At 70.2% G+C, this 11,956-nt stretch carries 13 protein-coding genes and 1 pseudogene; 9 read left to right on the forward strand and 5 right to left on the reverse strand.

Annotation, left to right across the window (positions count from 1 at the left end; genetic code table 11):
- Positions 1-109 precede the first annotated feature (109 nt).
- The gene (locus ACM6LU_RS17425; protein ID WP_414938756.1) at positions 110-1,243 is read left to right on the forward strand and encodes a helix-turn-helix domain-containing protein; all 1,134 of its coding nucleotides are present in this window, start codon (positions 110-112) and stop codon (positions 1,241-1,243) included.
- Between the two features lie 9 nt (positions 1,244-1,252).
- On the opposite strand, the gene ACM6LU_RS17430 is transcribed toward ACM6LU_RS17425, so the two are convergent.
- A complete protein-coding gene (locus tag ACM6LU_RS17430) occupies positions 1,253-3,562 on the reverse strand; it encodes a LuxR C-terminal-related transcriptional regulator (protein WP_414938757.1) in 2,310 nt (769 codons plus the stop codon).
- Positions 3,563-3,650: 88 nt separating this feature from the next.
- The gene (locus ACM6LU_RS17435; RefSeq protein ID WP_414938758.1) at positions 3,651-3,884 is read right to left on the reverse strand and encodes a hypothetical protein; all 234 of its coding nucleotides are present in this window, start codon (positions 3,882-3,884) and stop codon (positions 3,651-3,653) included.
- 183 nt (positions 3,885-4,067) lie between these two features.
- Here ACM6LU_RS17435 and ACM6LU_RS17440 point away from each other — a divergent pair, with 183 nt between their 5' ends.
- From ACM6LU_RS17440 to ACM6LU_RS17460, 5 genes and pseudogenes are all read left to right on the forward strand, one after another.
- Positions 4,068-5,252: a sensor histidine kinase gene (locus tag ACM6LU_RS17440; RefSeq protein WP_414938759.1), complete on the forward strand. Its 1,185-nt coding sequence runs from the start codon at positions 4,068-4,070 to the stop codon at positions 5,250-5,252.
- A 1-nt stretch (position 5,253) separates the two neighbouring features.
- The gene (locus tag ACM6LU_RS17445; RefSeq protein WP_414938760.1) at positions 5,254-5,925 is read left to right on the forward strand and encodes a response regulator transcription factor; all 672 of its coding nucleotides are present in this window, start codon (positions 5,254-5,256) and stop codon (positions 5,923-5,925) included.
- A 128-nt stretch (positions 5,926-6,053) separates the two neighbouring features.
- Positions 6,054-6,529 (forward strand): annotated as a pseudogene (locus ACM6LU_RS17450) (dihydrofolate reductase family protein).
- A 75-nt stretch (positions 6,530-6,604) separates the two neighbouring features.
- Entirely contained in the window at positions 6,605-7,429 is an 825-nt protein-coding gene (locus ACM6LU_RS17455) for an ABC transporter ATP-binding protein (RefSeq protein ID WP_414938761.1), read from the forward strand.
- Positions 7,430-7,560: 131 nt separating this feature from the next.
- A complete protein-coding gene (locus ACM6LU_RS17460) occupies positions 7,561-8,076 on the forward strand; it encodes a DUF4232 domain-containing protein (protein WP_414938762.1) in 516 nt (171 codons plus the stop codon).
- Positions 8,077-8,344: 268 nt separating this feature from the next.
- On the opposite strand, the gene ACM6LU_RS17465 is transcribed toward ACM6LU_RS17460, so the two are convergent.
- Complete coding sequence (locus ACM6LU_RS17465; protein WP_414938763.1) at positions 8,345-8,758, reverse strand: ATP-binding protein; 414 nt, start codon at positions 8,756-8,758, stop codon at positions 8,345-8,347.
- A gap of 159 nt (positions 8,759-8,917) precedes the next feature.
- Here ACM6LU_RS17465 and ACM6LU_RS17470 point away from each other — a divergent pair, with 159 nt between their 5' ends.
- Positions 8,918-9,262: an STAS domain-containing protein gene (locus tag ACM6LU_RS17470; RefSeq protein ID WP_414938764.1), complete on the forward strand. Its 345-nt coding sequence runs from the start codon at positions 8,918-8,920 to the stop codon at positions 9,260-9,262.
- A gap of 14 nt (positions 9,263-9,276) precedes the next feature.
- Here ACM6LU_RS17470 and ACM6LU_RS17475 read toward each other — a convergent pair whose 3' ends face one another.
- Together ACM6LU_RS17475 and ACM6LU_RS17480 are read right to left on the reverse strand one after the other, a co-directional pair.
- A complete protein-coding gene (locus ACM6LU_RS17475) occupies positions 9,277-9,735 on the reverse strand; it encodes an STAS domain-containing protein (protein ID WP_414938765.1) in 459 nt (152 codons plus the stop codon).
- A gap of 230 nt (positions 9,736-9,965) precedes the next feature.
- Positions 9,966-10,304 carry a winged helix-turn-helix transcriptional regulator gene (locus ACM6LU_RS17480; RefSeq protein ID WP_414938766.1) on the reverse strand — a complete coding sequence of 113 codons (339 nt, stop codon included), beginning with the start codon at positions 10,302-10,304 and terminating at the stop codon, positions 9,966-9,968.
- 70 nt (positions 10,305-10,374) lie between these two features.
- On the opposite strand from ACM6LU_RS17480, the gene ACM6LU_RS17485 reads away from it, so the two are divergent.
- Both ACM6LU_RS17485 and ACM6LU_RS17490 read left to right on the forward strand, forming a co-directional pair.
- Complete coding sequence (locus ACM6LU_RS17485) at positions 10,375-10,941, forward strand: carboxymuconolactone decarboxylase family protein (RefSeq protein ID WP_414938767.1); 567 nt, start codon at positions 10,375-10,377, stop codon at positions 10,939-10,941.
- A gap of 371 nt (positions 10,942-11,312) precedes the next feature.
- Positions 11,313-11,912, forward strand: a complete 600-nt coding sequence (locus tag ACM6LU_RS17490; protein ID WP_414938768.1) for a helix-turn-helix domain-containing protein — start codon at positions 11,313-11,315, stop codon at positions 11,910-11,912.
- The last annotated feature ends 44 nt before the right edge of the window (positions 11,913-11,956 follow it).

The following is an 11,956-nucleotide window of genomic DNA, read 5'->3' on the forward strand; positions in this document are numbered from 1 at the left end:
GTGATCCATATGGCGGATAGGCGCGAGTACGTAATTCACCCGATGTGCCCGTTACTCCGCGGTAGCAGACTCGGCGGCCCGACGATTCCCGCTGCCCCGGAGGTCGACGATGACTGTGTCCCACGCTTCAGCCCGCCCGACTCGTTCCACCCTGACCCGCTCCGCCGCGCTCGTCCTCGCCCGTGCGGTCGTCGACGGTGTCCGGCATTCCCTGCCCGAGCACGCGCCCCTGTTCGAGGCGCGTGCCACGGAGTTCGTCGTCTCGGTCCTGGAACACGACGGAATGGGCTCCGTGCTGGGTATCGCCGCCGGTGCGGACGCCTTCCGGGAGGTCGGGGTCGCCGAGTACGCCGCCGGCAAGGAGCTGGACCGGCTCTCCCGCGCCTACCACTCGGCGGGCCGGTGCGCCTTGCCCGTGTTGGCCTCGCTGTCGCGACAGTACGGGGCCGGATCGGCTTTGATGGACACCGGGGTGGAGGCCCTGCTCCGCTGCACCGACGTCCTGATCCGGCTTTCCACCACCGCCTACCGCGCCGCGCACACGCCTTCGCTGGCCGAGTTGCGCCGCGAACTCCTCAGGGAGCTTTTGAGCGGCCGGAAGTGGGCGGGGCTCGCGGCCGAGGCGGGCTGGGTGCCGCCCGCCCGGGTGGTCGCCATCGCCGCGGAGCCGGGCGCGGTCCGTGCCTCGTTCGGCCCGGAGGTGCTGGCCGACCTCACCGGCGAGTATCCGCATCTGCTCGTTCCCGACGACATCGAGATCGGTGGCGTACTGGCGGGGACGCGGGCGGCTGTCGGTCCCGCGGTTGCGCCCGCCGACGCGGCGGTGTCGCTGCGGTGGGCACGCCGGACGCTGGAACTGGTGCGGCGCGAGGTGATCGAAGACGGGCCCCTCGTGCGGTGGTCGGACCATCTGACCACGCACTGGCTGTTCGTCGACGAGGCGCTCACCTCCGCCCTCGTCACGCGCAGTCTGGCGCCGATCGCCGAGCTGTCCCCGAACGAGCGCACCAAGCTCGCCGAAACCCTCGACGCGATGCTCGCCGCCCGCGGCGGGGCACCCGAGATCGCGGAAAACCTCGGCGTCCACCCGCAGACGGTCCGTAACCGCCTGCGGCGCCTCCGCGTGTTGTTCGGCGACCGCCTCGACGATCCCCAGGAGCGGCTCGACCTGCGCATCGCCTTGCGAGCCGACGTGCTCCCCGCCGAACCGGCTCGGCCCGTCACCCCGATCAGGGCCGCGTGAGCCCGGCGGTCAGGACTCCGCGGTGCGGGTGACCCAGGTGGCGACCTGGACGCGGTTGGCATAGCCGAGCTTGGTCAGGATGTGGTCGATGTGCGTGTCCACCGTGCGCCGGGCGATGCCGAGCCGGTCGGCGATCTCCTGGTTCGTGAGTCCCTCGGCGACGACGTGCGCGATCTCGGTCTCGCGTTTGGTGAGCACCTGCGCCGTCTGTTTCCGGGGCTCGGTGGACCGCTCTTCGAGGGCGTACGCGATGGCGTCGGCGGTGGGCATCGCGGCGCCGTCGGTGAACTCCTTGATCGAGACCTCCCAGCCCAGCGCCGCGGTCACGGTATCGGTGTCGGCCCGCAAAGGTTCGGTGAACGCCTCGTACCGCGTCGGCCACGCGCCCACCGTGCGCCAGACGTTCATCGAGGCGCCCAACAGGATCGCGGCCCTGTTGGGACGTCCGGTGCGGGCCGCGCAACCCGCCAGCACCGTGAGCGTGAACCCGACGACCACGCGGTCGTCCACCCGGGCGTGCAGGCGCAGGATCTGCTCGCAGCAGCGGCTCGCCACGGAGAAATCACCTTGGAGGTACTCGGCGGCCGCGCGCGACCACAGCGCCCAGCCCCGCCAGAAGACCTCGCCCCGCCGCTCGCAGCGGTCGACGGATTCGGCGAGCACCTGCCTGCCGCGGTCGATGTCGCCGTCCAGCCAGACGGCCAGCCCGTGGTTGTAGCTCGCCCAGAGGTCCCCGCCCTCGTCGCCGTTTGCGCGGAACAGGTCGATGGCCGTGCCGAACAGCCGCGCCGCCACGGGCATGTCGTTGCCGATCAGCGCGGCGTAGGCGCGGACGTGGAGCACGTAGGCGGCGGCGAGTTCGTCGCCGCTCGCCTCGGCTTCGGCGGCCGCCCTGTCCAGCATGGACCGGTGGGCGGGCAGGTCTCCCTGCACCAGCGCCAGGAAACTGGACAGCCACAGCCCGTGTGCCCGCTCCGGGACACCCGGTACGGCGACCTCGTCGAGCCGCCGGACCCACATCCGGCCTTCGGTGTTCAGCCCGCGGACGATCCAGAACTCCTTGACGTCACGTAACATCCGTAGCCCGACGACGGCGTCTTCGGGGCTGCCGGTGCAGTAGTCGAGTGCGACACGCAGGTTCGCGTGCTCACGCCGCAACCGGCCGATCCAGGCGAGCTGGTCTGTCTCCAGCCACTCGGTGGCGTACCGGACGGCGAGTTCGGCGAACCAGTCGCGATGCCGCGTGCGGAAGACGGCTGTCTCGCCCGCTTCGCTCAGCCTGCCGACGCCGTACTCGCGCACCGACTCCAGCATGCGGTACCGCACGCCGCCCGGGTACTCCTCGCGCAGCAGGATGGATTTGTCGAGCAACCCGTCGACGACTTCGAGTACGCGGTCGCGGGGCAGTTCGCCGCCGGAACAGACCTGCTCGGCGGCGTCGAGGTCGAAGCTGCCGGAGAACACCGAAGTGCGCGCCCAGAGCAGCCGTTCCGGGCCGGTGCACAGGTCGTGGCTCCAGTCGATCAGGGCCCGCATGGTCTCGTGCCGCTCCGGCCGCCCGCGCCGATCCTTCGTGAGGACGGAGAACTGCCGGTCGAGCCGGTCGGCCAGCTGGCGCAGGGACAACGCCCGCGCGCGGACCGCGGCCAGTTCGATCGCCAGCGGCAGACCGTCCAGACGGCGGCACAGCCGGATCAGCGGTTCGGTGTCGGATTCGGTGAGCCGGAACGACGGCGCGACCGCGGTCGCCCGGTCCACGAACAGCCGCACCGACTCGTAGTTCACCGCGCGTTCGAAGGAGTCGCCCTGGTCCGGCACCGCCAGTGGCGGCACCGGCAGGATCCGCTCGCCCGCCACCCCGAGCGACTGCCTGCTCGTGGCCAGCACGGTGACCTGGGGACACTCCCTGGCCACGGTGTCGGCGAACCATGCGCAGCTGTCCACCAGGTGTTCGCAGTTGTCCAGTACCAGCAGCAAGCGGCTCGCCCGGAGCGCCTCGACGACGACCTCGATGGCCGGTTTCGCCGAACGGTCGCCGAAACCGAGGACGTTCGCCACCGTCGGCACCAGCAACGCGGGCTCCCGCAGTTCGGCCAGCGAGACGAACGCGACCTCGTCGGCGGTGGCCTCGCGGTGGGCCATCGCGATCCGCCACGCCAGCCTGGTCTTGCCCACGCCGCCGGGCCCGGTCAGCGTCACCAGCGACGAGGCTTCCAGCAGGCGTCGTGCTTCGCCGGTTTCGGCGTCACGGCCTACGTAGCTGGTCACTTCGGTGGGTTCGGCAGACCACCCCGAAAGCGAGCCAACGCCGTCCGCCATGCACTCTCCCGCGATCGACCGGTCCCGCGCCTCCGTCCGATGTAGACGGAAATCGCCCGGCTGGGGATCTTAGCGGACCGGTGTTCCGCTAGCGGGACACTCGCTTGCCGCGGTCGTGCGCCCAGCCTGCCAGCACCGTCCCGGCGGCCGCGAGCAGCAGGAACACGATCAGCCTGCCGCCACACTCACCGGGTACCCAGTCGAACGCTCCCCATAACTGGGTCGCGGAATGGTCGAAGAGGCTGCGGATGGCGGCCTGCGCGAAGACGGCGACCGCCACCATCCCGAGAATCCGCAGCCCCAGACAGCCGCCCTTGCTCATGCTCCCTGCCTCCTGTTTCGTGGTCGGTGCCCAGCATCGCCCGGTGCGGACGGCGAGCACATCGGCATCGCGTCGCGCGTGGCTTACGACCAAAGTCGACCCCCGGCCGCGACCGAGGTCCGGGGCCCGGGATCGTCCCGTGTCCGGCTGCGCCGCCGTGGACGGGTCGACCATGATGGGCCGGTGATCACCGACGTCGGCGCTTTCCCGCCTCTCCGGCCGTGGCAGCAGGCCTGGCGGCTGGTGGCGGCGGCCGCGCTGGGGGTGGTGCTCTGGTTGCTCACCGCGGCTCAGGTGCCGCCGGGGGTGGGCGGCCCCAGGGTCCAGTGGCTGATCACCGGTGACCCACTGCTGGCTCTCGCCTGCCTGATCGCGCTGCTGTGGCGCCGCCGATTCCCTGCCGTGATCGCGATCGCGGTCATCCTCGCCTCGACGGCTTCGGTGCTGTCCGCCGGCGCCGCGTTGCTGGCTCTCTGCTCTCTGGCCACCCGGCGGCGACCGGCGGAAACGGCGGTCGCCGCGATGCTGAGCGTGGTCACCGTGATGCTCACCACCGACCTCTACCCCCGGCGTGAGGTGCCGGAACCGCTGTGGTTGTTGCTCAGCGTCCCCCTCTTGATGGTGGGCATCGTGGTGGCGGTCGGGGCCGCGATCGGCGCGCGCCGGGAGGAAATGCGCGCCCTGCGGGAACGGGTCGAGAGCGTGGAACGGGAGCAGGCCGCCCGTGCGGCCGAGGCACGGATCCTGGAGCGGCACCGGATCGCCCGCGAGATGCACGACGTCCTCGCACACCGGGTCTCGCTGGTCGCCATGCAGGCGGGGGTGCTGGGCCACCGCCCGGATCTGTCCGCCGAACAGGTCGCGGAACTGGCCCGCGGGATCGCCGACGGCTCCCACCAGGCACTGGAGGAACTGCGGGACGTCCTCGGCGTGCTGCGGGCGAGCCCGGACGACCTGGAACCGCCGCAACCCTCGCTCGCCGACCTGCCCGCGCTCGTCGGGCACGCGCGAGCGCTGGGACTCGACGTCACCTTGACGGCCACGACAGCGAGCGAGCCACCCGACGCGATCGCGAGGACCGCCTACCGGATCGTGCAGGAAGGGCTGACCAACGCGGGCAAGCACGCGCCGGGGGCCCTGGTGGCGGTCACCGTCGAGGGAAAGGCGGGTGACGGTTTGCGGGCGACGGTCCGGGATTCCGGTGCGTCGCGGCTGATCGAGGGCCCGCCCGCCTCGGGATTCGGCCTGCTCGGCCTCGCCGAGCGGGTCGCACTGGCCGGAGGAGAACTGGAGCACCACCCGGATCCCGGCGGCGGATTCGTCCTCGCCGCGCGCTTGCCGTGGCCGGTCCGCGAAGGGAGCGAGTGAAATGGACAGCGAGCGGGTGCGGGTCGTCCTCGTCGACGACGAACACCTGGTGCGGATGGCGTTGCGGCTGATCGTCGACGGCGAACCCGACCTCGTCGTGGTCGGCGAGGCCGCCGACGGCGACACCGCGGTCACCGTGGTGGGAGAGCAGCGGCCCGACGTCGTCCTGATGGACGTCCGGATGCCGGGGCGCGACGGGCTCAGCGCGACAGAGGAGATCCTGAGGCTTCCGGAACCGCCGCGGGTACTGGTGCTCACGACCTTCGACACGGACGAGATGGTGCTGGGCGCGCTGCGCGTCGGCGCGCTCGGGTTCGTCCTCAAGGACACCCCGCCGCCGCGGATCCTGGCCGCCGTCCGGACGGTCGCCGCCGGGGAACCCGCGCTCTCGCCCGCCGCCACGGCCCGGCTGATCGCCGCGGCCACCGGGCCGCATTCATCCGATGCGCGCCGGACGTCCCGCGACACGGCGCGCGATCTGCTGGCCACGCTGACCGACCGCGAACTTGAGACCGCGGGCGCCATCGCCGAGGGGCTGTCCAACACCGACGTCGCGCGGAGGCTGAACATCACCGTCGCGACGGTGAAGGCCCACACCAGCAGCATGCTCGCGAAACTCGGCGTCGAGAACCGGGTCCAGATCGCCCTGCTGGTCCGCGACGCCGAAGGCTGACCACCGGTCCTTCCCAGGGGAAAGGGGCCTTCACGAAACTCTTCCGGCAAGGTGTCGAATCCGCCGGTTCCCGGTCGACGCGGTGTCGAAAGCAGTTCGGAACGACCAAGGAGAAACCAGATGCGCCCCTGATCGCCACCGCGTTCGTCTCGCTCGACGGCGTCGTCGAAGGGCCCGGCGGCGAGCCGGGCTACCGCAACTCCGGCTGGACCTTCAACGGCATCGAGTTCGACGAAGCGGCCTACGAACTCAAGGGCCGTGAGCAGGGTGAGGTCGCGGCGATGATGATGGGCCGGACCAGCTACGGGGCGTTCTCGCCGGTGTGGCCGGACATGACCGTGGAGTTCGCGGGCTACAACGTGATGCCGAAGTACGTCGTTTCGACCACGCTGCGGGAGGAAGACCTCGTCGACAACTGGGGCGAGAGGCTCTCGCCGACGCCTGCCTCGTCGACCGTTACCACCTGCTGCTGTTCCCCGTCCTGCTCGGCGCGGGCAAGAAGCTGTTCAGCGACACCGACAAGGACAAGCAGAGCCTCATGCTCGTCGAGAGCGAGGCCTACGGCAACGGCGTCCAGAAGCTGGTCTATGACATCATCCGATGATCGGGCCTCGAACGGGGCAGGCCGCGCGTCCTGCGATCATGAACCGCGGTCAGGTCCCCGTCCGAGGAGGTTCCCGTGAGCAAGCCCGTCTTCGTACAGCCGAACCTCGACGGCCCGGCGGTGGAACTCGCCGGGGTCGAGGTGCACGTCGGCCGCGTGCCGCTGGTGTCGGACGTGGACTGGCGGGTGGACTACGGCCAGCGATGGGTCGTCCTCGGTCGCAACGGCGCGGGCAAGTCGACGATCCTGTCGGTGGCCTCGACGCAGCGGTTCCCCAGCGCGGGCACGGCCGTCGTGCTCGGTCACCGTATGGGCGCGGTCGACCTGCGCGACGTGCGGACGCACATCGGCTTCGTCGGAGCGAACCAGCGGCTGCCCGACGCGGAGAACCACGACGCGCACACCGTGGTCCTCACCGGGTTCAGCGGAAGTGTGCTCCCGCTGTGGGAGCGCTACGACGACGCGATCGGTGACAGGGCGTCGAAACTGCTCGAACTGGTCGGGTGCGCCGAACTGCGTGACCGGCCGGTGCGGGTGTGCTCACAGGGCGAACGGGCCCGGGTCAGGCTCGCCAGGGCGCTCATGGCCGATCCTCTGCTGCTCCTGCTGGACGAGCCGTTCGCCGGTCTCGACCTGCCAGGCCGCGAGGACCTCCTGATGGCGTTGGAGAACCTGACGCTGGCCCAGCCGGAACTGGCCACGGTCACCGTGACGCATCACCTGGAGGAGATCCCGGCGACGGCCACACACGCCCTGATGGTGCGCCGCGGCAAGGTCACCGGGGCGGGGCCGATCGACGAGGTCCTCACCGACGAGGGGCTTTCCGCCTGCTACGAACGGGACGTCGAGGTCCACCGCATCAACGGACGCTGGGCGGCTCACGCGGTCAGGCGTTCTTGACGACGCCTGTCACTCCTCAGGGTTGCTTTCGAGGGACCAACATCATCTCCGCGCATCTTCCGGGTGCCCGTGGGCATCTTTCCCAGTGAGTTCGATCAACGTGAATCGATCACCGAGCGGAAGGGGATGTCATGAACGTCCAGGTGAAGCGAACGGCCGCGGCGATGACCGTCGGGGGACTGGTCGCGAGCGGGCTCCTGGTCGCGGGCGGGGTCGCCGGGGCGATGCCGAGCGACAAACTCTGCGGTGCCTCAGACGTCGAGGTGACCGTGACGCCGGAGCCGGCGCACGCGAGCGGGCACGAGGCTTACGTCCTCACCTACGCCGCGGCCTCGCCGACGACGAACTGCAAGCTCCAGGGCGCGCCCACCGCGACGACGTTCGTCGCCGACGGGCAGCTGATCGATGACGTCGCCGTCGTGCCGGACGCCACCGCGGCGGACGCGGCACCGGTGAACCTGCGCGAGGGGCACCCGGCCGTGTCGCGCATCGTGCAGGCCTCGGCCGAGGCGCCGAACCCGCTCACGCCGACGACGGTCACCTTCGACCTGCCGACCGGGCCCGGCGGTGTTCCCGTCGTCGCGGACTGGCCGGCGGGCGAGCCGCTGAAGGGCGCCACCGTCCAGGTCACCGCCGTCACCGCCTGAGAAGGAAAGACCATGTCCGGCAAGGAGATCAGGCCGGTACAGTACGACGTCCGTCGACTTTCGAGAACGTCTCGTCGCACACCTGTGGCCTCAGGGGTCCCGGCAAAGTTGCGGAGCCGCTGGTCAGCGCTGCTGTTGTTCCTGCTTGCGGCCTGCACCGGGTGTGGCTCCACGTCCTGGACGCCGTCGAACCCGCTGACCATTCCGCCGGGCCAGACCGAGGCGGTGAGCGCGGACTGGCCGTCCGCGGTGATCCGGTGAGCTCAGATCAGGCGGTGGGACAGGGCCAGGAAAGCCGGACGACGGTGCCGGTGAGTGTGCTCGTCACGGAGGCCTCCGGCGCGAAGGCGCGGATGATCGGCAGGCCGCGGCCGCCATCCGGACGGCGCCCGTCGCGCCAGCGGCCTTCGTCGGCGACGGTGATCTTGATGTGGCCGTCGACGAAGGCGGCGGTGACCTTCATGACGTTGTCGTCGGTACCGTCCGGATAAGCGTGCTTGACGACGTTGGTCATCGCTTCGTAGGCGGTGAGTTTGAGATCCTCGGTCAGTTCCCGTGGAAGGCCTCGTTCGAGGGCCCAGTTCGCCAGGACGTCCCGCAACGCGGCTGCCTGGGCGGGGACGGCGACGACCTCGCGAACCAGTTCGTCAGTGCTGTCGCGCACCGGCTCGTCGATCGGCATCACGGAGCTTCTCCTCCTCGTCCGCCGCGGTCCACGACCGCCGGATCCACCGACCAGGCTAAGGCACCGGCGGAATCGAGGTGCGAGTGCCGCGCGGGCGGGCGCCGCCATCGGATATCTTCGGAACTCTCGGTGTGCCGATCGTGAGGGAGTGTGACGGTGACGAGCGGAGACGGCGACATCCGGGAGGTTCCGTTCTCGGTGACGGTCACCAGGCCCGATGGCACGCAGGTCGTCATCGCGGTGGCGGGGGAAATCGACCTGACAACGTCCGAAGAACTCAAGGAGACCTTCGAGGAGGCGCTGGAACCGGCGCCCGGCCGGGTCGTCGTCGACCTCGAAGGCGTGGAGTTCTGCGATTCCACCGGCTTGGCGACCCTCGTCAGGATCAACAACCGGTGCGCCACCAGGGGCGTTGACCTGAGCTTCCTGCCGTCGCCGACGATCCGGCGGCTGGCGCTGAAGACGGGCCTCTCCACGCTGCTGCCGCTCGCCGGAGCCTGAGCGCCATCGCAAGCTCAGGGTTTAGGTGCGGGCACGGCCATCGACACTTCGCGGATCGCGGTGGCAAGGTACTGGTACACGGGGACATGGGCGTCGACGCCGAACAGATGCAGCAGCCGTAGAACCGGCCGGGTGCTGGCGACGACCCCGGTCGCCCGGCGTTCGGCGTGGGCGCGGGTGGCGGCGGATTCGATGACCCGCAACCCGGCGACGCCGAGGAAGGTGACCTCGGTGAGGTCGAGGACGGTGGCGGCGGGGAGGTCGCCCCACAGGGCGCGTTCGAGTCGACCGGCGGTGGCGAGGTCGATTTCGCCCGTCGCGGAGACGACGAGCAGATCTTCACTCCATCGGATCCGCCGGACTTCCAGCAGGTTGTCTTCCGACGAGCGAGGTCGCGGCACCTCCGGGTGAACGACGGTCCGGACGAGGGGGCCGTCGCGGCCACTTCTCGTGGACGGGATTCGGTCGGTCATGGTGCTGATCTCCCGGATAGCCGGGGACGAGACGGACAACGGGTGAGCCTGCACAACGGCTGCGCAAGTCAACTCGCCGCCGCGTCGCCCTGTGAAAAGGTGGGCCGCGGACGTACGGGTCGTTCGCGCGGGCTGGTGGACTCAACCTCACGTACCTGTCACCGTACGCTGCTCCTCGCGGCTGGCAACACCGCGTGGCGGAGCAGGGCACGATGCACGCTCGCGCATGGTCACTCACGCAAGGCCTTTTCCCAGGCGAGACCCCATTCTTCCAGCGGGTGCAAGGCTTCGAGAAGCCGTACACCCAGGGGCGTCAGCCGGTACCCGTCCTCGCCGGATTCGACGATGCGGGCCTCGGTGAGTTCGCCGAGCCGCGTGGTGAGCACACTCGACGACATGCGCTCGCAGCGCCGCTGGAGTTCGCGGAAGCCGACATGGCCCTGGCGCAGTTCCCAGATCACCCGCAGGGTCCATCGGCGCCCCAGCAGATCGAGCGCGGCCATGAGCGGGCGACCGGTGGCGGAGCCGCGGACCGGCCGCCCGGGACGCGGGACCGGATCTTCGGCCATGACACACCCCCTTGTGCTTCGACTTTCGAAGCAGCATAGTGGTTCGAAAGTCGAAGCACACGAGGTGGTCATGACCCGGATCGCACCGCTCACCCCGCCTTACGAGGCAGAAGTCGAACAGGCCCTGCGCAAGTGGATGCCGCCTGGCGTGGCGCACGATCCGCTGGCGCTGTTCCGGGTGCTGCAACGCCATCCGGAGCTGGCTTCGCGGATGCGCGTCTTGGGCGCCGGTCTGCTCGCGCACGGGGAATTGCCCGCGCTGGACCGGGAAATCATCATCGCGCGGGTGACCGCGCGCTGCGGATGCCGGTACGAATGGGGTGTCCACGCCACGGTTTTCGCCTCGGCCGTCGGGCTGACGCCGGAGCAGGTCGAAGCGACCGTGACGGGCGATTCCAGCCATCCGGCCTGGTCCGGGCGGCATCGGACCCTGATCGCCGCCGTCGACGAACTCCACGACACGGCAACGGTTTCCGGCGACGTGTGGGCGGCGCTCGCCGAACACTACCCGGCCGCACAGCTCCTGGAGTTCCTCGTGCTCGCGGGCTGGTACCGGACGATCGCCTACGTGGCGAACGGCGTCGGTCTCGAGGAGGAACCGTGGGCGGCCAGGTGCCCCGATACCGACCATCGCTAGGGCCTGCGTCCGGTGTCGGTGGACGAAGCACTGTCGCCGGACAGGCAGCCGCACCGGCGGTACATCGTCTGTGGAACGGGTCATCCAGCGGATTCCCGTCGACCGCCGACAAGATCACCGCCTGGGTCCGGGCGGCCAGGGGTGAACAGGTGGAGGGCCGGGCCGAGGTCCGGCCCCCCACTGTTCCGTTCTTCAGCCGATGGTGTGCCCGGCGAGGGTCCGGTCCGTTCGACGCCCACGGTCCAGCAGGGACTTTGGCCGCGGCTATGCCCTCCCCGTCGGGAGGCGTGTCATGATGTCCGCGAACTCGATCGGCAAAGCGAACGATTCGCCATCCGGTCGTACGGTTTGACGAACGACAGGGAGAAGCGGTGGAGGACGAGGCGCCCTCGATCCGGGACATGCTGGCGGTCAACCTGCGGGCGGCCAGGGCGGCGAGGGGGATTTCGCTGTCGGAGCTGGCCCGCCGGTCGGGTATCGGCAAGGCGACGCTGTCGCAGCTGGAGTCCGGTGCCGGCAATCCGACCATCGAAACCGTGTTCAGCCTGTCCAGGGTGCTGGAGGTGGCGATCTCCGACCTGCTCGACCATCGCGCGGGTGGCGCGCTGACCGTGGTTCGCCGCGCCGACGTCGAGGTGCTCAGCGGTGAGGGCGTCGATCTTCGGCCGTTGCGCCGGATCGAAACCGGTGACGGCGTCTTCGAGGTGTACGACCAGGTGGTGCGTGGTGACGCGCCGCAGCGTTCGCAGGGGCACGTCGGGATCGAGCACACCGTGGTGCAGTCCGGCTCGCTGCGGGTCGAAGTGACGGGCAGGACCGTCGAAGTCGGCCCGGGGGACTACGTCGCCTTCGACGCCCGCGAGCCGCATTGCTACACCGCTTCGGCGGGGCCGGTGCACTCGGTACTGCTGTTGCAGTACCGCGCCGAAGAGCGGCTCGACGGCAGGCCGCATCCGGTGTTGAAGGGCTGACGGCGCCCCAGCTATTGACACCCTCCAGGGTGGAACCTACTCTC

Origin of the sequence: Amycolatopsis sp. cmx-11-51 (assembly GCF_047608665.1) — a bacterium.
Classification (GTDB): domain Bacteria; phylum Actinomycetota; class Actinomycetes; order Mycobacteriales; family Pseudonocardiaceae; genus Amycolatopsis.

Bases quoted from the DNA above. Each gene is read 5' to 3' on its own strand.
- ACM6LU_RS17425 (WP_414938756.1), top strand. From the start codon at position 110: ATGACTGTGTCCCACGCTTCAGCCCGCCCGACTCGTTCCACCCTGACC.
- ACM6LU_RS17430 (WP_414938757.1), bottom strand. From the start codon at position 3,562: ATGGCGGACGGCGTTGGCTCGCTTTCGGGGTGGTCTGCCGAACCCACC.
- ACM6LU_RS17435 (WP_414938758.1), bottom strand. From the start codon at position 3,884: ATGAGCAAGGGCGGCTGTCTGGGGCTGCGGATTCTCGGGATGGTGGCG.
- ACM6LU_RS17445 (WP_414938760.1), top strand. From the start codon at position 5,254: ATGGACAGCGAGCGGGTGCGGGTCGTCCTCGTCGACGACGAACACCTG.
- ACM6LU_RS17460 (WP_414938762.1), top strand. From the start codon at position 7,561: ATGAACGTCCAGGTGAAGCGAACGGCCGCGGCGATGACCGTCGGGGGA.
- ACM6LU_RS17465 (WP_414938763.1), bottom strand. From the start codon at position 8,758: ATGCCGATCGACGAGCCGGTGCGCGACAGCACTGACGAACTGGTTCGC.
- ACM6LU_RS17475 (WP_414938765.1), bottom strand. From the start codon at position 9,735: ATGACCGACCGAATCCCGTCCACGAGAAGTGGCCGCGACGGCCCCCTC.
- ACM6LU_RS17480 (WP_414938766.1), bottom strand. From the start codon at position 10,304: ATGGCCGAAGATCCGGTCCCGCGTCCCGGGCGGCCGGTCCGCGGCTCC.
- ACM6LU_RS17485 (WP_414938767.1), top strand. From the start codon at position 10,375: ATGACCCGGATCGCACCGCTCACCCCGCCTTACGAGGCAGAAGTCGAA.